Origin of the sequence: Pinirhizobacter sp., assembly GCF_036499745.1 — a bacterium.
Taxonomy (GTDB): Bacteria; Pseudomonadota; Gammaproteobacteria; order Xanthomonadales; family Rhodanobacteraceae; genus Pinirhizobacter.
Window position 1 is genome coordinate 1 of sequence record NZ_DASYDG010000022.1, and the last position, 21,479, is coordinate 21,479.

Annotated in this window: 21 protein-coding genes and 4 tRNA genes; 8 read left to right on the forward strand and 17 right to left on the reverse strand. The window is 64.9% G+C overall.

Annotated elements, in window-relative coordinates; translation table 11 throughout:
• From VGM61_RS07730 to VGM61_RS07750, 5 genes are all read right to left on the reverse strand, one after another.
• On the reverse strand, positions 1–140 hold a 140-nt coding region (locus tag VGM61_RS07730; protein ID WP_331522204.1), incomplete at its 3' end, for a GTP-binding protein.
• Positions 141–191: 51 nt separating this feature from the next.
• Positions 192–267: transfer RNA gene (locus tag VGM61_RS07735), tRNA-Thr, on the reverse strand.
• A gap of 22 nt (positions 268–289) precedes the next feature.
• Positions 290–363 (reverse strand) — tRNA-Gly (locus VGM61_RS07740).
• 40 nt (positions 364–403) lie between these two features.
• Positions 404–489: transfer RNA gene (locus tag VGM61_RS07745), tRNA-Tyr, on the reverse strand.
• Positions 490–547: 58 nt separating this feature from the next.
• Positions 548–1,051 carry an acyl-CoA thioesterase gene (locus VGM61_RS07750; protein ID WP_331522186.1) on the reverse strand — a complete coding sequence of 168 codons (504 nt, stop codon included), beginning with the start codon at positions 1,049–1,051 and terminating at the stop codon, positions 548–550.
• A gap of 131 nt (positions 1,052–1,182) precedes the next feature.
• Between VGM61_RS07750 and VGM61_RS07755 the strand changes: the two genes are divergently transcribed.
• Together VGM61_RS07755 and VGM61_RS07760 are read left to right on the forward strand one after the other, a co-directional pair.
• Positions 1,183–3,414, forward strand: coding sequence for a SpoIIE family protein phosphatase (locus VGM61_RS07755; RefSeq protein ID WP_331522187.1), 2,232 nt, complete (start codon positions 1,183–1,185; stop codon positions 3,412–3,414).
• Positions 3,415–3,424: 10 nt separating this feature from the next.
• On the forward strand, positions 3,425–3,814 hold the full coding sequence (locus VGM61_RS07760) for an STAS domain-containing protein (protein WP_331522188.1): 390 nt from the start codon (positions 3,425–3,427) through the stop codon (positions 3,812–3,814).
• 101 nt (positions 3,815–3,915) lie between these two features.
• Here the strand turns inward: VGM61_RS07760 and ychF are convergent, their stop codons facing one another.
• The 8 genes from ychF to VGM61_RS07800 all read right to left on the reverse strand — a co-directional run bounded on the left by ychF (position 3,916) and on the right by VGM61_RS07800 (position 11,213).
• On the reverse strand, positions 3,916–5,004 hold the full coding sequence (gene ychF, locus VGM61_RS07765; RefSeq protein WP_331522189.1) for a redox-regulated ATPase YchF: 1,089 nt from the start codon (positions 5,002–5,004) through the stop codon (positions 3,916–3,918).
• Positions 5,005–5,059: 55 nt separating this feature from the next.
• Positions 5,060–5,650: an aminoacyl-tRNA hydrolase gene (gene pth, locus VGM61_RS07770; RefSeq protein WP_331522190.1), complete on the reverse strand. Its 591-nt coding sequence runs from the start codon at positions 5,648–5,650 to the stop codon at positions 5,060–5,062.
• Between the two features lie 51 nt (positions 5,651–5,701).
• Positions 5,702–6,358 carry a 50S ribosomal protein L25/general stress protein Ctc gene (locus VGM61_RS07775; protein ID WP_331522191.1) on the reverse strand — a complete coding sequence of 219 codons (657 nt, stop codon included), beginning with the start codon at positions 6,356–6,358 and terminating at the stop codon, positions 5,702–5,704.
• A 73-nt stretch (positions 6,359–6,431) separates the two neighbouring features.
• Complete coding sequence (locus VGM61_RS07780) at positions 6,432–7,370, reverse strand: ribose-phosphate diphosphokinase (protein ID WP_331522205.1); 939 nt, start codon at positions 7,368–7,370, stop codon at positions 6,432–6,434.
• Between the two features lie 123 nt (positions 7,371–7,493).
• Positions 7,494–7,570 (reverse strand) — tRNA-Gln (locus VGM61_RS07785).
• Positions 7,571–7,579: 9 nt separating this feature from the next.
• Entirely contained in the window at positions 7,580–9,022 is a 1,443-nt protein-coding gene (gene ispE / locus VGM61_RS07790) for a 4-(cytidine 5'-diphospho)-2-C-methyl-D-erythritol kinase (RefSeq protein WP_331522192.1), read from the reverse strand.
• Positions 9,023–9,054: 32 nt separating this feature from the next.
• A complete protein-coding gene (locus tag VGM61_RS07795; RefSeq protein WP_331522193.1) occupies positions 9,055–9,654 on the reverse strand; it encodes an outer membrane lipoprotein LolB in 600 nt (199 codons plus the stop codon).
• On the reverse strand, positions 9,651–11,213 hold the full coding sequence (locus tag VGM61_RS07800; protein WP_331522194.1) for a tetratricopeptide repeat protein: 1,563 nt from the start codon (positions 11,211–11,213) through the stop codon (positions 9,651–9,653). The genes VGM61_RS07795 and VGM61_RS07800 overlap by 4 nt, the downstream gene beginning before the upstream one ends.
• A 295-nt stretch (positions 11,214–11,508) precedes the next feature.
• Between VGM61_RS07800 and hemA the strand changes: the two genes are divergently transcribed.
• Together hemA and prfA are read left to right on the forward strand one after the other, a co-directional pair.
• Complete coding sequence (gene hemA / locus VGM61_RS07805) at positions 11,509–12,780, forward strand: glutamyl-tRNA reductase (protein WP_331522195.1); 1,272 nt, start codon at positions 11,509–11,511, stop codon at positions 12,778–12,780.
• Positions 12,781–12,811: 31 nt separating this feature from the next.
• Positions 12,812–13,891 (forward strand): peptide chain release factor 1, encoded by a 1,080-nt coding sequence (prfA, locus tag VGM61_RS07810; protein ID WP_331522196.1) that lies wholly within the window; start codon positions 12,812–12,814, stop codon positions 13,889–13,891.
• Here the strand turns inward: prfA and VGM61_RS07815 are convergent.
• Both VGM61_RS07815 and VGM61_RS07820 read right to left on the reverse strand, forming a co-directional pair.
• Complete coding sequence (locus VGM61_RS07815; RefSeq protein ID WP_331522197.1) at positions 13,888–14,361, reverse strand: TlpA disulfide reductase family protein; 474 nt, start codon at positions 14,359–14,361, stop codon at positions 13,888–13,890. The two genes, prfA and VGM61_RS07815, sit on opposite strands and share 4 nt — an antisense overlap.
• Positions 14,358–15,644: a YihY family inner membrane protein gene (locus tag VGM61_RS07820; RefSeq protein WP_331522198.1), complete on the reverse strand. Its 1,287-nt coding sequence runs from the start codon at positions 15,642–15,644 to the stop codon at positions 14,358–14,360. Before VGM61_RS07820 ends, VGM61_RS07815 begins: the two co-directional genes overlap by 4 nt.
• 106 nt (positions 15,645–15,750) lie before the next feature.
• On the opposite strand from VGM61_RS07820, the gene wrbA reads away from it, so the two are divergent.
• The 4 genes from wrbA to VGM61_RS07840 all read left to right on the forward strand — a co-directional run bounded on the left by wrbA (position 15,751) and on the right by VGM61_RS07840 (position 18,931).
• Positions 15,751–16,353 carry an NAD(P)H:quinone oxidoreductase gene (gene wrbA / locus VGM61_RS07825; RefSeq protein ID WP_331522199.1) on the forward strand — a complete coding sequence of 201 codons (603 nt, stop codon included), beginning with the start codon at positions 15,751–15,753 and terminating at the stop codon, positions 16,351–16,353.
• A 17-nt stretch (positions 16,354–16,370) separates the two neighbouring features.
• The gene (locus tag VGM61_RS07830) at positions 16,371–16,700 is read left to right on the forward strand and encodes a DUF2069 domain-containing protein (RefSeq protein ID WP_331522206.1); all 330 of its coding nucleotides are present in this window, start codon (positions 16,371–16,373) and stop codon (positions 16,698–16,700) included.
• Between the two features lie 45 nt (positions 16,701–16,745).
• Positions 16,746–18,353 (forward strand): acyl-CoA dehydrogenase family protein, encoded by a 1,608-nt coding sequence (locus tag VGM61_RS07835; RefSeq protein WP_331522200.1) that lies wholly within the window; start codon positions 16,746–16,748, stop codon positions 18,351–18,353.
• 89 nt (positions 18,354–18,442) lie between these two features.
• A complete protein-coding gene (locus tag VGM61_RS07840) occupies positions 18,443–18,931 on the forward strand; it encodes an asparaginase domain-containing protein (protein ID WP_331522201.1) in 489 nt (162 codons plus the stop codon).
• An 87-nt stretch (positions 18,932–19,018) separates the two neighbouring features.
• Here VGM61_RS07840 and VGM61_RS07845 read toward each other — a convergent pair whose 3' ends face one another.
• Together VGM61_RS07845 and VGM61_RS07850 are read right to left on the reverse strand one after the other, a co-directional pair.
• Positions 19,019–20,125 carry a S8 family serine peptidase gene (locus tag VGM61_RS07845; RefSeq protein ID WP_331522202.1) on the reverse strand — a complete coding sequence of 369 codons (1,107 nt, stop codon included), beginning with the start codon at positions 20,123–20,125 and terminating at the stop codon, positions 19,019–19,021.
• Positions 20,122–21,479, reverse strand: a 1,358-nt coding sequence (locus VGM61_RS07850) for a S8 family serine peptidase (RefSeq protein ID WP_331522203.1), incomplete at its 5' end; no start/stop codon positions are given. The genes VGM61_RS07850 and VGM61_RS07845, both read right to left, overlap by 4 nt.

A 21,479-nucleotide genomic window follows, 5' to 3' on the forward strand; every position in this document is an offset into this window, starting at 1 on the left:
TAACCCTTGAATTCACCACCGAAGCGCTCGGCGCCGATCTTGGTCAGCGCAGCCGTCAAGGTCGTCTTGCCATGGTCCACGTGACCGATGGTGCCGACGTTGACGTGCGGCTTGGTGCGTTCGAATTTACCCTTTGCCATGCGCGCTAAACCCCGATGGAGTCGATGATAGAAGTGGTAGTAAAGCCAAGATGGTGCTCATGACTGGAATCGAACCAGCGACCTCTTCCTTACCAAGGAAGTGCTCTACCGACTGAGCTACATGAGCAATGCAAAAACCGAAGCAGCAATGGAGCGGGAGACGGGAATCGAACCCGCACAATCAGCTTGGAAGGCTGAAGTTCTACCATTGAACTACTCCCGCCTAAGCGGAAAACCCGCATTCCTTCAACCGCAGGAATGTCTGGTGGAGGGAGGTGGATTCGAACCACCGAAGGCGTAAGCCAGCAGATTTACAGTCTGCCCCCGTTGGCCGCTTGGGTATCCCTCCAACAAAGAACGCCTATTGTGTGGCGGGGGTGCTGGACTGTCAACATCCCGTGGACGTTTCAGGCGCAGGCGTCGGTTACCGTGGGCGGCCGGTGAGCGGCAACTTCGCGCTCCATGTCCCGGGTCATTTCAGCCAGTTTCCGCGCGTATATCTGCAGCTGGCGGGCCTCTTCGGTCTGCGGCATCCAGACGGGAACCGGCGTGGGCCTGCCGTTGGGCGCGTCCAGGGCGACGAAAACCATGACGCAACTGGTGCACAGGCGCTCATCGCAGGCCTTGAGGTCCCTGGCAAAGACATCCACCAGCAGGTGCATGCTCGAGGTACCGGTATGGATCAACCGGGCTTTGACCGTGACCAGGTCGCCGATCAGGATCGGGGCGATGAACTGGATGCCACTGACGGACACGGTGACGCAGTAGGCGCCGCTCCAGCCCACCGCGCAGGCATACCCTGCCTGGTCGATCCATTTCATGGCCATGCCACCGTGGACCTTGCCGCCGAAATTGACATCGGTGGGCTGGGCCAGGAAGCGAAAGTTGACGTCGGGTTGTGTGCCAGCCATGACTCTCGATTGCCGTATAGGGGTGTCGTAATTATGCGACAGCGGCTGCTGGCCCGATGTAAGGTTCCTCTTACACAGGAAACGGGCGCGCAGCCCGGGCCATGACGGCTACCACCCCGGGGAGGATCAGGATGATTTTTCGCAGCGTCTCGGCAAGGCTTGCGACCTGGATGCTGCTGGGGTCGGCCCTGGTGCTTGGCGTCACTGGCGCCGCACTACTTGAACATACCCGTCGCCAGGTGCTGGCCCAGACCCACCGCGAGGCTCTGGCTCTGGCCAATGGCACGGCGGCGCGGATCGCCGCGCGGGTGAGCGATGCAATGGCTATCACCCGCGTGCTGCATACGGTGCTGCCCGCTCAGAAGGCCGACGCCGACGCCATGCTGCCCGATGTCGTGCGTGGACATCCGGATCTCTCGGGCATTGTCGTGTCTTTCACGCCGGCCAAGGGCCTGCCGCGGACCACCCTGCTGGTGGTGCGCGAACCTGGCGGCGCCATCCGCAGCGTCGAGCTTGCCCAGGACAAGACTGATGCCTGGTATGCCCAGGGCCTGTCATGTGCCGACGGCTGCTGGCAACGCTCGTTCATGGCCGATACGCGCGGCGGCAGCGTCGTCGGCTTTGTCCAGCCGATGGAACGCAATGCCGGCGTGGTGGCCTCCGAACTTACCCTCGACTGGCTCCAGGCCCTGCTGGGCAGCCTTCCGGAACCCGCCGGTGGCTATGCCTTCGTGATGGATGAGAACCGGCTGATGCTGGCCCATGAGCGGCCAGGCTTCGTCGGCACGCGGGCCAGTTCGTTCCTGACCACCTCAATCATCCGTAGCAAGGGCGCCCCCATGCGCCTGACTGCCGCAGATGGCGCCCGTGTCAATGAACCGAGCTGGGCCTATGTCACCGAAGTACCTGGCACACCCTGGCAGTTCGGGCTGGTTATCCCCGAATCGCGCATCTACACCGACATGCGCCGCACCTTCCTGACGGACCTCGCCCTGGGCCTGTTCGGCCTGCTGGCGATCTCGGCCCTGATCCTGACCATCAGCCGGCGATTGCTGGCGCCTCTATCGGTCCTGACCTTACAGGCCGAACGGATCGCGGCCGGCGACCGCGGCCACGCCCTGCCGCCCAGCCCTGCACGCGACGAGGTGGGGCGGCTGACGCGCAGCTTCGAGGGCATGCGCGTCGAACTGGCCGCCCAGATCGAGGCGGTCGCCGAAGGCAGCCGGGCCAGCGAGCGCCTGGCCAGCGAACTGGACATCGCGCGGTTGATCCAGACCTCGATGCTGCCGCCGCCCAGGCACGCCGGGGTGGACTTCGAACTGCATGCCCACCTGCAGCCGGCCCAGGCGGTCGGAGGCGACCTGTATTTCTACCTGGTACAGCCAGATCGCCTGTGGCTGATGGTAGGTGACGTATCCGACAAAGGCGTGGCGGCAGCTCTGTTCATGGCCCGCACCATCACCCTGGCCCGTAACCTGGCCCGCGATGCCGCCGGTCCGGACCAGTTATTGACCGAGCTCAACACGGAACTGGAACCGGATAACGATGCCTGCATGTTCGTTACCCTGGTCTGCGCGACGATGGATCGCGCCACTGGAAGCTTGTTCGTGGCCAGCGCCGGCCATGAGGCACCGGTGCTGTGCCGCGGCGAAACCTGCATACCGCTCACCGTGGAGAGCGGACCGGCGCTCGGCCTGCAGATGGACGCAGAATTTCCGCTGGCCAGTGCAAGGCTCCTGCCAGGCGATGAGTTGCTGATGTATTCCGACGGCATCACCGAAGCTGACAATGGCTTCCATGAACTCTTTGGCGAGTCGCGCCTGCTTACCGCCATGTCAGGCCCGCGCGGAATGGGCGGCCGCACCCGTATCGACCGGCTACTGACCGCCGTTTCAGCGCATGCCAGCCACTTCCGCCAGTCCGACGATATCGCCTTGCTGGCGCTGAACTGGCAAGGTAGGGCCATGCGCACGCGATTCTCCCGACGCATCGCCCCTGATCGCGATGCCGTGTTTGCCCTGCTCGATGCCGCCGATGCGTTCACGCGTGACGCCGGCGCCGGCGCGGAAACCCGTGCCGACATCCGCCTGGCAGCAGAAGAACTTTTGGTAAACATCGTCGACCACTCCAGCGCCACGAGCATCGACCTGTCGCTGGAGGCGGTGAACGACGGCTTCGACCTGTGCATCCGCGATGACGGTCCACCGTTCGATCCCTTCGCCCACCCCGAACCCGTCGATCATGACCAGATAGGCGGCCTGGGCATCCCCCTGGCACGCCAACTGGCCGACGCTTCTCATTGTGAGCGCGAGCCGGGCGGTAACGTGGTGAGCCTGCGCTTTGCTTCACCATCCACACCATGAGGGACGGCCCATGAGCCTCACCATCGAACATCTCCAGGAAACCCGCGGCCTGGCCACGCTTGCCATCGGTGGTCGGCTGGATGCGCAAACCGCCCCGGAGCTCGATGCAGCCGCCATGACGGCCGGCGAGAGCGTCAACGACAACGCCACCATCGTGCTGGACTTGAAGAGCCTGGATTACATCTCCAGTGCAGGCCTGCGCAGCATCGCCAAGCTACGCCGGGCCATGCAGGCCCGCGGCGGTACGCTGCTGCTGGTGAACCCGCAGCCGCAGGTGCGCAAGGTGTTCGACATCGTCAAGGCGGTGCCGGTGAACGAGGTGTTTACCTCGATTGCGGAACTAGACGCTTATTTGGACACCATGCAGCGCAAGGTGATCGCCGACGCGAAGGATGCCTGATGGAACGCGTTGTCGATACTTTCTTTTTCGTCTAGTAAGCGCGGGTCAGCCGGCCATTGATGCAGCGAAGCCCACCCGTGGGGCAACGTGAGTACAAAACCTCAGACGTTGAACCGGAAGTGCAGTACGTCGCCTTCCTTCACGATGTAGTCCTTGCCTTCCAGGCGCAGCCGGCCGGCTTCCTTCGCGCCGGATTCGCCGTTGTACTTGATGAAATCATCGTAGGCGACGGTCTCGGCGCGGATGAAGCCACGCTCGAAGTCGGTATGGATGACGCCGGCGGCCTGCGGCGCGGTGGAACCGCGCTTGACCTGCCATGCACGCACTTCCTTCTCACCGGCGGTGAAATAGGTCTGCAGGCCCAGGAGCTTGTAGCCGGCGTTGATCACACGGTTCAGGCCAGGCTCGGAGAGGCCAAGATCCGCCAGGAATTCATCGCGGTCGGCGTCGTCCATCTGCGAGAGTTCTTCTTCGATGGCGGCGCATACCGGCACGACCTCGGCGCCCTCTTCCGCGGCGTGGGCACGCACGCGGTCCAGGTGCGGGTTGTTCTCGAAGCCGTCTTCGAGCACGTTGGCGATGTACATCAGGGGTTTCATGGTGATCAGGAACATGTCGCGCACCAGGGCGCGTTCCTCTTCGTCCAGGCCCGCCATCCGGGCGGCCTTGCCCTCGCTAAGCGCAGCCATCAGCTTGGCCAGCACGGGCTTGCGCGCCAGCGCATCCTTGTCGTTGGCCTTGGCGGCGCGCTCGGCGCGGTTAAGGGCTTTCTCCACCGATTCCAGATCGGCCAGCGCGAGCTCCGTATCGATCGTTTCGATGTCGGCGAGCGGGTCGACCTTGTTGGCGACATGGATCACGTCACCCTCGAAGCAACGCACCACGTGGGCGATGGCGTCGACCTCACGGATGTGGGCCAGGAACTTGTTGCCCAGGCCTTCGCCCTTGGAGGCGCCGGCCACCAGGCCCGCGATGTCGACGAATTCCATGGTGGTGGGCAGGATCTTCTGCGGCTTGACGATGGCCGACAGCGCCGCCAGGCGCGGGTCGGGCACCGGCACCACGCCCACATTCGGCTCGATGGTGCAGAACGGGAAGTTCGCCGCGGCGATGCCCGCCTTGGTGAGCGCGTTGAACAGGGTGGACTTGCCGACGTTGGGCAAGCCGACGATGCCGCATTTGATACCCATGGAAGGAACCGCCAGGTGCTGTTGGGGCGAGGCGCTTTAAGACGCCTGCGCGAATCTAGGGGAGTTTATCTGCAGCGGTGTGCAGCCGCTTCATTGCTTCGTCGAATTGGCCGGCCACGGTGAGCGGCAGCACGTCGAAGGCGCGGCCGATGCCGTCCATGATGGCGTCCTCGTCGGCCGCTGATGGCCGGCCAAGCACCCACGGGGTGACTTTGTCCCGGTGCCCCGGATGGCCGATGCCAATCCGCAGGCGGTGGTACGCGCCATGGCCCAGATGGGCTGCGATGTCACGCAGGCCGTTCTGGCCTCCATGGCCGCCGTCGAACTTCAGCCGCACGGTGCCGGGTGCGAGGTCGAGCTCGTCGTGCACCACCAGGCATTGTTCGGGGGAAATCTTGTAGTAGCGCAGCGCCGAAGCTACGGCGATACCACTTTTGTTCATGAAGGTGGCGGGCTTGAGCAACCAGATCGCCTCGCCGGCGATGCGGACCCTGCAGGCCTCGCCATGCAGCTTGCCGTCAAAGCCAAAGCGCTCGCCGTGCTGCGCTGCCAGCGCATCGGCAAACCAGAACCCGGCGTTATGCCGCGTCCGGAGGTATTCGGCCCCGGGGTTGCCGAGGCCGACGATAAGGCGCAGGCCTTCCATGCGTGCAAACGAACGCGCCCTGCCCGCACGATGCGGACAGGGCGCGGACGATTACTTCTTCTCGGGCGCCGGGGCGGCAGCCGGGGCCGCGGCGTCGCCTTCGGCGGCCGGGGTCGCGTCCACTTCTTCCTGTACCGAGGCCACGGTCACGACGGCGACGTCGTGTTCCTTGCCCAGGGCCAGTTCCGGGATTTCCACATTGGCCGGGAGCTTGATGTCCGACAGGTGGACGATGTCGCCGGCCGACAGTGCGGCGAGGTCGAGTTCCAGGTACTCCGGCAGGTTGGCCGGCAGGCACGACACCGTAACTTCCGTCAGGTTGTGCGAGATCACCAGGCCAGCCGTCTTGGCGGCGGGCGATTTTTCCTGGTTGAGGAAGTGGATGGGCACCGCGACGCGGACCACTTCGTTCTCGTTGATGCGCAGGAAGTCCATGTGCAGCATGAGCATCTTGAACGGATGCTTCTGCCAGTCACGCACCAGCACCTTCTGCGTTTTGCCGTCGACATTCAGGTTGAGCACGGACGAGAAGAACCACTCGTGGCGCGAGGCCAGCAGAACGGTGTTGTGCTCGATCTGGATGCTCTCCGGCTCCTGGCCAGCGCCGTAGACGACGGCCGGCACAAAGCCCGCACGACGCAGGCGGCGGCTCGCACCTTTCCCCTCGTCCTTGCGGCCCTTGGCCAAAATTTCGTGTTGGGTTGCCATGGTTATTACCTTCAGTTTTTACAAGAAGCCACCTCGCGGCGGCCAAGACACTCACCCGCGACCAGATGAGTGGTTAATCGATATACAACGAACTCACCGACTCGCCAAAGGCGATGCGGCGAATGGTTTCAGCCAGCAGTTCGGCGACCGAGAGCTGGCGAATCTTGGCGCAGTGCAGCGCATCGGCGCGCAGCGGCAGGGTATTGGTAACGATCAGCTGATCCATCTGCGAGCCTTCGATATTGGCGATGGCCGCACCGGAAAGCACTGGGTGTACGCAATAGGCCACGACCTTGCGCGCACCCTTTTCCTTCAGCGCGGCAGCCGCGGCGCACAGGGTGCCGGCGGTATCGACGATGTCGTCGACCAGCACGCAGGTCTTGCCCTCCACGTCACCGATGATGTTCATCACCGTGGCGACATTGGCCTTGGGCCGGCGCTTGTCGATGATGGCGAGGTCCGCGTCGTCCAGCCGCTTGGCCAGCGCCCGGGCACGCACCACGCCACCGACGTCAGGGCTGACCACGATGATGTCGTCCATGCTGTGGTGGCGCCAGATATCAGCCAGCAGCACCGGCGATGCGTAGACGTTGTCGACCGGGATATCGAAGAAACCCTGGATCTGGTCGGCATGGAGATCCACCGTGAGCACCCGGTCGACGCCGGCCGTGGCGATCATCTTGGCCGCGAGTTTGGCGGTGATGGGCACGCGCGCCGAACGCGGGCGGCGATCCTGTCGGGCATAACCGAAATAAGGCATGACCGCTGTGACCGAAGCCGCCGAGGCGCGCTTCAGCGCATCGACCAGCACCAGCAGCTCGAACAGGTTCTCCGCGCTCGGTGCACCCGTCGGCTGGATCACGAACACTTCCTGCCGGCGGACGTTCTCTTCGATCTCGATCTGTGCTTCGCCGTCGCTGAAACGTCCCACCTGGGCTTTGCCCAGCGCGATGTTCAGGCGCGAGCAGACGTCCTCGGCCAGGACGCGGTGGGCATTACCGGTGAAGAGCATCGGGGTGGACGTGTCCACGTGAGACCTCGTGATTGATTCGTTGCCCAGGACAACCCGCCTTAAGCGAACCGCCGCGCGACCTTGAAAGCTACATGTTCAACTACAGGCCATCCCTTCCCGGGATGGCTGGGGCGGCAGGATTCGAACCTGCGCATGCGGGAATCAAAATCCCGTGCCTTAACCAGCTTGGCGACGCCCCAACAATGTGTTCAATGTTTCTTTTTCTTGTGACCCGGCTTGCGCCGGGGTGTATCGATGCGTTCGAGGGCCATGCGCAACGGCGAGCGACCCAGGCCGGCGCTGACCCAAGCGTTCATCGAGGGATCAACCTGCCGGGCCACGGCCAGTGCCGCGTCGTAGGTCCTCGTCTCGAGGAAGACGCAAGCACCACTTCCCGACAACTGCGCGCGGCCGAAGCCTGAGAGCCAGTCCAGCGCCGCTGCCACCCGGGGGTAACGCGCGCGAACGACCGGCTCGAAGGCATTTTCGCCCGCTTGCCCTGAAACAAAGGCCGAAATTGTCGCTTCCGGGGCCTCCCGTGTCAATTCGGGAGCCTGGAACAGCACTGCCGTGGGCACCTGTTCGCCGGGGTCCACCACCACATACCAGCGCTGGGGCAACTTGATCGGCCGCACCCGCTCGCCCACGCCGGCAGCCCAGGCCGAGCGGCCGCGGACGAACACCGGGATGTCCGCGCCGAGCTTCAGGCCAAGGCCTGCGAGCTCATCCTCACTCAGGGACAGGTTCCACAGCCGGTTCAGGCCCACCAGCACCGTGGCGGCGTCGGAACTGCCACCGCCCAGGCCGCCGCCCATCGGAATGCGTTTTTCCACCTCGATGTCCACGCCCAGGCGGCAACCGGTGTGTTCGGCGAGCAGGCGCGCCGCGCGCACCGCGAGGTCCGCCTCGGGATCCACGCCCGGAGCCCCTGTCCCGCGCTCGATGCGACCATCGTCGCGAACGCGCATGCGGACCTCGTCGCCCCATTCAAGCAGGCGGAATACCGTTTGCAGCTCGTGGTAGCCATCGGGCCGGCGCCCGGTCAGGCGCAGGAACAGGTTCAGCTTTGCCGGCGCCGGCAACGATACCCAGTCGCCAGGACCCAGCGGCGCCAGTTCCCGACGCATGAAGACGCGCAGGTCATCGGGAAAACCGTTGTCACGATCGCGCTCCAGAGCGAAGGCGAATTCAGGCAGGTTCTTGTCCACCGGGACAAAGCCATGGCGGGCATAAAACGGGCCATTCCAGCTGACGTCGGCCAGGGTGCCCAGGTCAACAGCGTGAAAGCCGGCCGAACGCGCCCAGGCGCAGGCATGCTCGAGCAGGCTTGAGCCGATGCCCTGGCGGCCGTAGCCCGGCAACACGTCGATTTCGGCCACGCCGATCGTGGAATCGCCCGCTTCCGCGTCCAGCCACACGAAACCCACCGGCGTGCTGTCGGCCAGCTGTGCCACCCAGACCAGACCCTTGCCGATGGCTTCATGCAGCACATCGAGCGGAATGCTCATCGCTGCATAGGACGGCCAGGCCGCGTGGCCGCGAAAGAGTTCCACGGCCGCCCGTTCGATCGCGCAAATGGCGTCGATATCGCCATAAACGGCGCGGACAATGGTGAAGGGCGCGTCCGGGACGGACGCGTGGGAAGACGGCATGCGGGAGCCAGGCGGGCGAAAGACCGCCCAGTCTAGCGAAACTTCCAGTCCATCCGCGCCAGCTTCACGATATAGGGGGTGCGCGCTGCGTACACCTTGACCGGAAGGCGCGGCTGGGCGGCAGGGTTCCACTCGGGATAGGTAATGGTCCAGCCGTCCTGTAGCAACTCGCTGGGCAGCCCGTCGGCACCGAAATGGACGTCGGCCGCCTTGCCTGAGGCACGTACCGCCATGACCCAGGCGCGGAGGTCTGCCAGGGGCACGCGAAAGCCAAGTGCCTTGTCCATCAGGCTTTCGGCATCCGGACCACGTACGGGACCCGCCTTGTCGGCGCCTTCCAGCAAGGCACCCCCGGCGTCGCCCGATAGTTTTACCTGGCGGCCGGGAAACGACACGGTGAGGTTGTAATGATCACCGTCCTGCACCCAGGTGAGATCGCCACTTCCGCCATCCTTGCCGTTGCCCACGTACATGCGCGCGTTCAGCGTCCAGTGGTCGCGGCCCGCCAGCGAGGCCTCGCGGGTTTCCTGGGCGGCCACCGTGGCCGGGTCACCCACCATGCGCACCGGGCGCGTGGTGGCGCAACCGGCCAGCACGATCATGCTGGCCAGGGCGATCGTGCGGACCCTCACGGACGGAGCCTTTTCTCAGCGTCGATCAGCGCGGTGTTCTTCGGGTCGAGCTTGCGCACCTGGTCGAACACCCGGCGGGCTTCGTCCTGCTTGCCGAGCTTCCACAGTACTTCGCCCAGGTGCGCACCGACGTCGCCGTCTTTCCGGGCAGCCCACGAACCACGCAAGGTCTGCGCGGCGACCTCCAGGTGGCCGAGCCGGTATTGCACCCAGCCCCACGAATCGGCGATGGCCGGGTCGTCCGGGTGGGCGTCGCGGGCGACCTTCACCAGCTGCTCGGCCTCGCCAAGGTCGCGATCGGCATCGGCCAGGGTGTAGCCGAGCGCATTGCTGGCGTCCACGTCACCGGGCTTGAGGTCCAGTACATGGCGAAGGTCGGTTACCGCGGCATCCACCTTGCCCGCTTCGGCGTACGCCAGGCCGCGCGAGTAAACCAGTTCCGGATCATCCGGGGTGACGCGCAGCGCACGGCCGTAGGCATCGGCGGCATCGTTGAATCGGCGTTCACGCATGTAGAGCTCGGCATCAACCACGATCGCGCGACGCAGCTGCTCGGGCTGGTCGGCGTAATCCATTTGCATTTGCTGGGCGGCCGCATGGGCTTCTTCGGAACGACCCAGCTGCAGCAGCACGACGGCCGAACGCGCATCGGCATCGAAGGCATGGGTGTCCCCATCGGCGACCTGGTCGTACCAGTCCAGGGCTTCGTCCGGCTTGCCCAGGAGTTCGGCCAGCTGGCCGGCAAGGTAGGCGGTATTGGCCTGGGTCTCATCCGACGCGCGCTTGATCTGCGCGTAGATCAGGGCCAGCTCCGCACGATCGTTGCGTTTGGCGGCGAGGGCCGTGCGAATGGCGAAGGTTTCGGGGCTTTGCGGGCCGTCCTTGAGTAATTTGGTGGCGGCGGCCTCTTCACCGGATTGCCCCAGTAGGGTGGCATAGGCCAGGCGCAGGTGGACGTCCTTCGGGCTCTTGGCCAGGGCCTTGCCGAAATAGGCCTTGGCGCCAGCCTTGTCACCAGCCTTGAAGCGCATCTGGCCAGCCCAGGCATAACTGCGGGCGTCGTGGAACTTCGCCAGTGCGGCGTCGGCGATCTTCTGCGCATAGTCGTGGCGGCCCAGCCGATCGCCCAGTTCGCTCATCGCCAGCCACGCTTCGGAATCGTCAGGCAGGCGATCGGGTCTGGCTACGGCCTCAAGCATGCGCCCGGCCTGGGCAGTGTCGCGTGCATTCACCAGCACCCGGCCGAAATCGCGCCAGGCGTCGGGATCATGGCTGTCCACCAACAGTTGCAGCTGTTTTTGGGCCTCGTCGGCCTGGCCGCGGTCCAGGGCCAGTTCCGCTCGCATGGCAGCCAGTTGGGCTGGTTTGGCGCCCAATTGCTGCCAGCGGGCCAGGGCCCGGTCACTGGCGGCGGCATCGTGGATAGCCGATGCCAGTTGGACGGCACGTTCGGCCACCGCGGGATTGTTGGAAAGCAGGGCAGCCCGGCCATAGGCGGCCGACGCTGCAGGGAGATCCGTGCGGGAAAGGGCGAAATCCCCTTCCAGCAGCTGCGCCATGGCATCGCGCTCCGGTGGAAGGGTCGCCACGGTGAGGTGATCGAGCGGCTGGGGCGGCGCGGGCCTGGACGAAGGCAACCGGGTGGCCGTGTTTGCGCACCCAACAAGGAGTAAAACGCCGGTCGTGGCGGTCACAAGATGCCGCAGTTGCTTGAATCTGGCGTTGCCGCTCCCCACAATTGCTCTCCAGTTGCCGTCGGTTCTCATTGCCGGGGGCAGGTTTTGCCGCCCGCGGGCACAGCTTAGCCTACGCCTTGCAACACGCCACGCATCCCACGGACGCAACCGCCACGCCATGCCGCTGATCGCTCTCGGGCTCAACCACCTCACCGCGCCGGTGGCCTTGCGCGAGCAGGTGGCATTCGATGGCGCGCTTGCGTCCGAAGCCCTGGACGACCTCAAGCGCCAACCAGGCGTGGAAGAGGCGATGATCCTGTCCACCTGCAACCGCACCGAGCTTTATTGCTCCGTGACGCCGGGCGCCGAACACGTACCGCAGTCGTGGCTGTCGCGTCATCAACGTATGACCCCGCAACGCCTCGATGAGTTCCTCTACACCCACCTGGAAGACGAGGCCGTGCGCCACATGTTTCGCGTGGCAACGGGACTGGACTCCATGGTGCTGGGCGAGCCGCAGATCCTCGGCCAGGTGAAGGACGCCTACCAGGTGGCGCGGGAAGCCCAGTCGCTCCGGGCTCCCATGGACCGCTTGCTCCAGCACACCTTCGCCGTGGCCAAGCGCGTGCGCACCGATACCCGCATCGGCGCGCACACGGTATCGGTGGCCTACACCGCGGTACGCCTTGCTGAACAGGTATTCACTGACCTGCGCCAGGCGTGCGTCCTGCTGATCGGTGCCGGCGAAACCATCGAACTGGCCGCACGCCACCTGGCGGACAAGAACGTGCGCCGGCTGCTGGTGGCCAACCGCACGCTGGAGAACGCCCAGGCCCTGGCCAGCCAGCACAGCGGCTACGCCATCGCGCTGCACGACCTGCCCCGGCACCTGGCCGAAGCTGACATCGTTATCACATCCACCGCCTCGCGACTGCCGGTGGTTACCCGGGACATGGTGGCTGCCGCCATTGGCCAGCGCCGCCGTCGGCCGATGTTCATGGTGGACATCGCCGTGCCGCGCGACATAGACCCTGGTGTCGCCACGCTGGATGACGTCTACCTCTATGGCATCGACGACCTGCGCCAGGTGATCGACGAGAATCGCAAGTCGCGGGCCAGCGCCGCGCTCGACGCCGAAGCCATCATCGAACTGCAGGTGCAGCGCTACATGTCGTGGCGCCGGGCCCTGAGTGTGCGCAACCCGGCGCTGGACATGCGCAGCGCCGCCGAAGCCCATCGCGACGAAGTGCTGTTGCGTGCACAGGCCATGCTGCGCAACGGCAAGTCGCCCGAGGAGGCCCTGGCGTACCTGGCCAATACACTCACCAACAAGTTGCTCCATGCACCCAGTGCGCGCCTGCGTGACGCGGCCCTTGCCGGCGACATGGACCTCCTGCATGCCGCCGGGCGTCTCTACGGACTGGACGCGGACGAGGCTCCTTCCGCATGATGGATGGCTGCCCGTCTAATCACTGTCCCGCATGACACCCTCGATCCGCCGCAAGCTCGAAGCCCTCGCCGAACGCCATGAAGAGGTGGGCATACTGCTGTCGCAGCCCGACGTCATGGCCGACAACACGCGCTTTCGCGAACTGTCGCGTGAATATGCCCAGCTGGAGCCCGTGGCCGCCTCGCTCGCCGCGCACGACGCGGCCGAGAACGAACTGGCCCAGACCCGCGGCATGCTCGACGACCCTGATTTCCGTGACATGGCCGCCGAGGACATCAGCCGCCTGGAAACCCACCTGGCGAAGCTCGATGCCGAACTGCAGGTGCTGTTGCTTCCCAAGGATCCCCGCGACGAAGGCAACCTGTTCCTGGAAGTCCGTGCCGGCACCGGCGGCGACGAGGCGGCGATCTTCGCCGGCGACCTCTTCCGCATGTATACCCGCTACGCCGAACGCCAGCGCTGGACGGTGGAAATCCTCTCCGCAAGTGAAGGCGAGCACGGCGGCTTCAAGGAAGTGGTAGCTCGTGTGGAAGGCCGCGGGGCCTATTCACGGTTGAAGTTTGAATCCGGCACGCACCGTGTGCAGCGCGTACCGGAGACCGAATCGCAAGGCCGCATCCACACCTCCGCCGCGACCGTTGCGATCCTGCCCGAGATCGATGAGATCAACGACATCGATATCCGCGACGCGGATCTCAAAGTCGATACCTTCCGTGCTTCCGGCGCAGGCGGCCAGCACGTGAACAAGACCGATTCGGCCATTCGCATCACCCACCTGCCCACCGGCACGGTGGTCGAGTGCCAGGACGAACGCAGCCAGCACAAGAACCGCGCCCGGGCCATGAGCCTGCTCAAGGCGCGCCTGCTGGACGAGGAACGCAGCAAGCAAAGTGCCGCGCAGGCCGAGTCACGCCGGTTGCAGGTGGGAAGCGGTGACCGCAGCCAGCGCATCCGCACCTACAACTACCCGCAGGGCCGCATCACCGACCACCGCATCAACCTCACTATCTATCGCCTGCCCGAAACTCTCGCCGGCGATATGGATGAACTGGTCGATACGCTCACCCGCGAACACCAGGCCGATGAGTTGCAGACGCTGACGGCAGCTTAAGGACTGGGGGGAATCAACTTCCCAAGCTTTACCTTGTCCACGCCACCGACGATCGGTGGCGCCAACGTGCCGTCAGGCTTCACCAGATAGGTGGTGGGCAGGCCCTTGGGTGCATCGAAATCTTTCGGCGGGTCGATCACATCGACCTGGGCGATGGGGTAGGACACCGGATGCTTCTGCACGAACGCCGCCACTTCCGCTTTGTCGGTGTCCTCAAAAGCCAGGCCAATGGCCTCGACGTTCTTGTGCGTCTTCACGAAATCGGAAATCTCGGGCATTTCCTTGATGCAGGGGGCGCACCATGTGGCCCAATAATTAACGATCACCCACTTGCCACGGTACTGCGCCAGGTCGAACGGCTTGCCGTCGAGGGTTTTCACCTGCAGGGTGGGTTTCTCCGGCATGGCGGCAAAGGCGGGGGCGACAGCCGCGAGCAGGGCTACGCCTGCGGCAAGGAACGGCAACTTCATGAAGCTTTCTCCGTGGGGACGGTGGGTGCGGATACTGAAGGGATGTCGGGTGCCGGATAGACGGTATCAAGGCGTGCGCCCAGGGTGGCGTCCAGGGCCTCCGCCAGCGCATCGAGCATCGCCAGCAGGCGCGGCGGAAGGTCAATCCGCAGCGCCGTCGCCTGTTCGCGTGGCCGGAGCGGCAGGCGGTAGTGTGTACATTGGTACACGCGCAACAGTTCGGTACTGTCCAGGCTGCGGGTGAGCATCCAGCCACCACCCTCGCCACGCTGCACCATGTCCGCGCGCGCAAGATCGTCGAAATACCGTATGACCGCATGGGTTTGCAGGTAGGGTTCGGCATCACGCACCGCACCCGGATCGATATTTTCACCGCAGCGCTGCGCGTCGATGAAGTGCCGGAGCACCACCAGCAGCCCGAGGAATTCCGCTCCCTCCGGCAACATCGACGATGGCGCGTGGTATTCGAATGCCGAGATGGACGCCGCGATGGACGCGCCGAGGATCACGATGATCCAGGACAGGTAAATCCACAGGAGGAAGATCGGTATCGCCGCCAGCGTGCCGTACACCTCGTCATACGTGTGCGCGTTGCGCACGAACAAGGTAAACCCCCATCGGGCGATCTCGAAGCACACCGCGCCGATCAGTGCGCCAATGGCGGTGTGCCGGAAGCGCACACGGCGGTTGGGAATCATCGTGTACATCAGCCACAGCGTGACCAGGGTGATGACAAAGGGCAGCGCGCGGAACAACAGTTCGCGCAGGCCAAGCGTCTGCGCTGCCTCCGACACCAGCGGAAGCGCCGACATATAGGACGTGACGATAAGGCCGCCCACGACCAGGATCGGACCGAGCGTGAGTGCCGCCCAATACAGCAGCAGGCGGGCGCCCCAGCCACGCGCCTGATGTACGCGCCAGATGCGGTTCAGGCGGTCCTCGATGCTGATCATCATGGTCACCGCGCTGAACAGCATGACCAGCACGCTGATGCCGGTGAGCTGGCTGGCCTTGTCGGCGAAAGCCAGCATGTATTCCTGCACCTTGAACCCGGCCTCGGGCACGAAGTTATGGAAGACGAAGTCGCTGATGGCCTGTCGCCAGGGCGCAAACACCGGGAAGGCTGAGAGGATGGCAAATACCGCGACGGTAAGCGGCACCAGTGATACCAGCGTGGTGTACGACAATGCGCCGGCCGTCTCGAAGCACTTGTCGTCGACGAAGCGCAACCAGGTAAACCGGGCAAAGCTGAATATGCGGTCGCGGTTGTAGCGCGGGAGCATCCGTCATTCCATGGGGCACGCAATGCCGCGCCCATGACAACCTGGGCGCTACATCTGCCAGACTACCGCAGTTTGCACCATGTATCGTCAGTCCCAAGGTCCGCCCATGCCCGCCGACATCCTTGTCCTGTACTACAGCCGAAGTGGCCATACCGCCCAGCTGGCGCGCATGGTGGCACGCGGCGTGGAGGAAATCCCCGGCATGCATGCGCGTTTGCGCCAGGTGCCTCCGGTGGCGCCGGTCACTGCGGTCGCCCAGCCGCCCGAACCGGATGAAGGCGCGCCCTACGTAACACTTGACGACCTTGCCCAGTGCGCAGGCCTGGCGATGGGCAGCCCCACCCGCTTCGGCAACATGGCGGCGCCGCTGAAGTACTTCATCGACTCCACGGGCGCGCAGTGGGGGTCAGGAACCCTGGCCGGCAAGCCGGCGGCGGTGTTCACGTCCACCAGCACCATGCACGGCGGCCAGGAGTCAACCCTGCTGTCGATGGCCCTGCCGCTCCTGCATCACGGCATGCTGCTGGTCGGACTGCCCTATACCGAACCCGCTCTGACCAGCACGCTCTCGGGCGGCTCGCCCTACGGGGCCAGCCATGTCTCAGGCGCCGGGGGCGACAACGCCATCACCGAGCATGAACGTGAATTGGCCCGTGCCCTGGGTCGGCGCCTGGCCGATGTGGCGCGGCGACTGGCGGCCACCCCGTGAGTACGCCCCGCGAGCAGATGACCGGTCTGGTGGCATGGGCCGCCCTGGTATTGCTTCAGCTGGCGTGGCACGGCGTGATGTTTCCGCCAACTCAGCTGTCGATCCTGTTGGTGCTGGGAATCACGGTGGTGCCATTGCTGCTGCCGGTGTTCTCGTTACCCGACAAGCGCCGTGCGTTGTTGTGGGTGGGCATCCTCAGCCTGTTCTATTTCTGCCACGGCATCGCCGAGGCTTGGTCCTCGCCGCCCGAGCGGGTGCCTGCATTGCTGGAAATCGGTCTGACATTGCTGCTGATCGGCACACTCGGCGCAGGCGTGCGTAGGCCGAGAACACCGACGCCGGGATAACAGGCGGCGCCTATACTGGCCTTCCCGCCGATCGGATGCGCACGCATGACGTTTCGCCAGGACGCCCCCACCCTGCCCGATCCGCTGCTGGACGACCCTAACCTGCAGCGGTTGCTGCGCAGCCTGCCGGCACGATTTCGCGATGCGATGCTGCCTGATCTGCGGGCGTTGGCGACGCATGCCATGCAGGCCTACGCCATGGCCCGGCAGTCGTCGCGCTCCGAACCGATATTCACCGCGTTCGATGCCTGGGGTTCGCGCGTGGATCGCATCGAGCTCACGCGCGCCTGGAAGGAAGGTCCCGGCATCACCACACGGCACGGCGTGCTCGCAGCAGGCCATGAAGCCGACGCCATGGCGCGCGTCGGACAGTTCGCGCGCGTGTACCTGTACCACGTGGCCAGCGAGTTCTATACCTGCCCGCTGGCGATGACCGATGGGGCGGCCACGGCCTTGAAGGCGTCGGGTAACCAGGCGCTGATCGACCGTGCCGTGGGGCACTTCCTCAGCCGCGACGCTGACGACTTCTGGCTTTCCGGACAGTGGATGACCGAAACGCCGGGTGGCTCGGACGTAGGCCGCACGGAAACTTCCGCGCGCCAGGGTCCTGATGGACAATGGCGGCTTTACGGCCGCAAATGGTTCAGTTCCGCCGTCGTGGGCGAGGCGGCGCTAGCACTGGCACGTCCTGAAGGCTCTGCCGCAGGGACATCGGCCCTCGCCCTCTTCTACGTCGAGACCCGCGATGCCGAAGGCCGCTGGCAGGGGCTTTCGATCAACCGCCTTAAGGACAAGCTCGGTACGCGCGAACTACCCACCGCCGAGGTGGAACTGGACGGTATCCTCGCCCACCCGGTGGGCGGCCTCGACCACGGCGTGAAGCTGGTGGCACCGATGCTCAACGTCACGCGCACCTGGAATGCCGTCTGCGCCGTGGCAACCATGGCACGCGCCAATGCACTGGCACTGGACTACGCGCGGCGTCGCGAGGCCTTCGGACGACCGCTGATCGAACAACCCTTGCACGCACGCACGCTGGCGACCATGCAGGCCGAGGGTGCGGCGGCATTCGCGCTCGCCTTCCTGGTGGCGGAGTTGCTGGGCAAGGTGGAGCACGCCACGGCGTCCTCCCAGGAGCGCGTGCTGTTACGTGTGCTGACCCCGGCGGCGAAGGCCTGGACCGGCAAGCTCGCCGTACGCATGGCCTCCGAAGCGCTGGAATGCTTTGGCGGCGCCGGTTACATCGAGGACACCGGCCTGCCGCAACTGCTTCGTGATGCGCAGGTCTACCCCATATGGGAAGGCACGACCAACGTTTTGGCCCTGGATCTCATGCGCGCATTGCGCGGCGTGGATACAGGGGATCTCGCCGATACGCTGGCTGGGCTTTGCAAGGGTGCCGGGGCATACGCCGCCGCTCCCGTTCGCGAAGCGGTGCTGTCAATGGCCGCGATGCTCGAGGAAGGCTCGGAGACGGCGGCTCGCGCCGCGATCTTCACCCTCGGACGGGCAGCCGCCGCCGCTTCCCTGGCCGGCAAGCTCGATAGTGACGATGCCCACGGCATGGCCGCGCTGGCCCGGTTCCTGGCCTCAGGCCTGATGCGCCATCCGGTGGGAGATGCTGCCGGGGACGCGGCCCTGCTGAATCCTTGAGCCGCTGACATCATCCAAACGCGGCCGGACCTTCAGCGAACCAAACGCACGCAGGCTAAACTTGCCGTCCTGGCCAGGAAACCATGCCCATGCAGCACCTCACCATCGTCACCACCGGCGGCACCATCGACAAGATCTATTTCGACGACAAGTCGGATTACCAGATCGGTGCCCCGCAGATCGGGGATATCCTTACCCAGTTGGGCGTGGGTTTCCGTTTCGACGTGATCCCCATCCTGCGCAAGGACAGCCTTCACGTCACCGATGAAGACCGTGCACTGATTCGCAGCACCATCGAGGCGCAACCACACCGCCACGTGCTGGTGACCCACGGTACCGACACCATGGTCGAGACCGCCGCGCAGCTTGCCGGCATCCCGGGCAAGGTCATCATCCTTACCGGCGCCCTCAATCCGGCCCGCTTCCAGGGCTCCGACGCCGTGTTCAACGTCGGCTGCGCGGTGGGCGCGGTGCAGAGCCTTGCCGATGGCGTGTACATCGCCATGAACGGGCGCATCTGGGACCCGGCAAAGGTACGCAAGAACCGCGACGCCAACCGGTTCGAATCGAACGGCTGAAGACTCATGCCGGGCGCCATGCGGGTCGTCCGGTCGATACGAAAGGGCAGACCACCTGGACGACCGGGTGATCCGCCTGCTCCTTCGCTACTCCAACGCCCTGGTGAGAGCCGCAGAGGTATCCAGCAAGCCGCTGCCGCAGGGTCGCCGACACGCAACCGGCATCGTACGTGTTGACGACACCAGCAATCGCGTCACGTCGTCGCTGCTAAGCGATGGCTTTGCCGACAGCATTAACGCAGCCGTGCCACTGACATGCGCCGCGGCAACACCGGTACCTGAAACGACCTGGTAAATGCCCCTTGTCGGCACCGTCCGCCCTTCGTCGTAGGTAGTGACGATGTAATTTCGCGCATCGGCATCACCGCTGCCGCCGGGTGCCGAGAGCGACACGATCGGCCCATAACTGGAATACCTGGCCAGGCCACCACGACGATCGGATGCCGCGACGACAATCACGCCGGGGCAGTTGGCAGGATTGGCCAGCGCAGCGTCATCAGCATCATTCGCCGCGCCGGTAATAATGACGGCACCACGACGGCGGGCCTCATCAATGGCCTCGGCCATTGGCACCGGGCACGGTCCATATGCCCCGGTCTGCATTTGCACGATGCGGGCGGGGTTCCGGTTGTCAGGCACGCCTGGCACCTGTCCACCGGTCGCCCAGGTGATGCCATCGACGACGTCCTGAAGGGTTCCTCCACAATACGACATCGACCGCACAGGCAGCAGTTTCGCCCGCGGGGCAACGCCTGCGATACCCGCACCGTTATCCCCCACTGCCATCGCTATGCCAGCCACATGGGTGCCATCCCAGGTGGACGACCGCGGCCCGGGAAGCCCGCACTCACTCCCGCCTTCGCGCCAGTCGCCTTCGTCTTGGGCGTCATCATCACGCCCGTCTCCATCTCGGGAAAAGAAATGATCGCTGATGAAGTCGTAACCTGGCAGTACATGTGCATCGAGGTCTTCGTGCGAGGTGATGCCACTACCGATGATGGCAATAACGGACCCTTCGCCTCGCGTGACCTTCCAGGCGTCGCCGACGCGGGCGCCCGCCACCGCATCGTGCAGGTTCCACTGTTCACCAGCCAGCGGATCGGGCCCTTCCTGAGCGGCGGACGCCAACGATGCGAAGGAAGCCGTGATAGCCACGCCAAGCGAAGCGAGCGAACGTACCTTTGAAAAATTCATTCGATTCCTTCCTTTGAATGGATCGCCGAGCGCACCGCCGAGGCGGCATCCAGCAAGCCGCTGCCACATCCTTCCGGGCACGCCGCAGGCAATGGACTGGTGGTATCGATAATGATGTCGCGAACATCCCGCGGCTCAAGCCCTGGATTGACGGCACGCATCAAGGCCGCCGTACCCGAGACATGAGCAGCAGCAGCGGAGGTGCCGTCGAACCATGTATAGGTAGGGTCTTCAGGCGTACTGCACCCGGCATTGGTCGTCGTCCAGATGCCGTCGGTAAGAACGGGAGATGTGTTTCCTCCAGGGGCTGCAAGACGCACGACCGGGCCAAAGTTCGAGTACGGAGCGCGCGCTCCGAACCGGGTGGTTGCCGCGACCGTCAGCACGCCTGGACAACTGGCGGGTGAGGTATGGGACGCATCGAGGTAGCCGTTACCCGCCGCCGCCACCACGGTCGCGCCCAATCCTCTGGCGATACGGATGGCTTCAGCGGAGAACGTATCGCAGGGCCAGTTGCCACTCAGGCTCAGGTTGATGACCTGCGCAGGCGTCGGGTTATCAGGGACGCCCTCCACATGGCCGCCGGCTGCCCAGATGATCGCTTCGCCGATGTCCACTGTATTACCACCATCGGCACCCAGGACACGCACGGGTAGGATATGCGCTTCAGGCGCCGCGCCGATCGGGTTCTCGCTGCTATTGCCACTGGCGGCGACAAGGCCGGCGACCTGCGTGCCGTGCCAGTTGGGCACGCTGCCATCACATTGTTCGAGCCCTTCGTCGCGCGCGTCCGCATCGCGACCGTTACCGTCTCTTGCACGACGCGGCGAGGTGATGAAGTCGTATCCGGGCAGGACCCGGTCGGCGAGATCCGGGTGAGCCGTGATGCCTGAGTCAACCACCGCGACCACGCTGCCCTTGCCACGCGATAGCGCCCAGGCAGAAGCAAGGCCGGCACCTGCCGGGGTATCGGCATGATTCCACGAAGGTGCATCAGCCGCATCGACGTGGGTAGAAGCTGTCAACAGGCGGTTGACCTGCACATCGGCTACCCAGGGGTGGCGTTGCAAGGATTGCGTCATGGTCGACTCGCTCGCATCGCCTGTACGTGTCCCTTCGAACAACAGGTGTCCGGTGGCAAGCGTCCGGACGAAACGAATGTCACGCGTGTTGTCGGCTGTACCGGCGAGCCCTTGCGTGCGCAGCTTCAGGGAAGCTGACTCATCTGCCGGTTTGACGATGAATGTCGCGACATCGAAAGATTCGGCGCGGGCCGGGTTGGCGGCACCTGCCGTCAGGGCCAGTCCCATGGCGCAGGCAATCACCCCGGAAGTCGCGCGTGCAGGGGCATTGA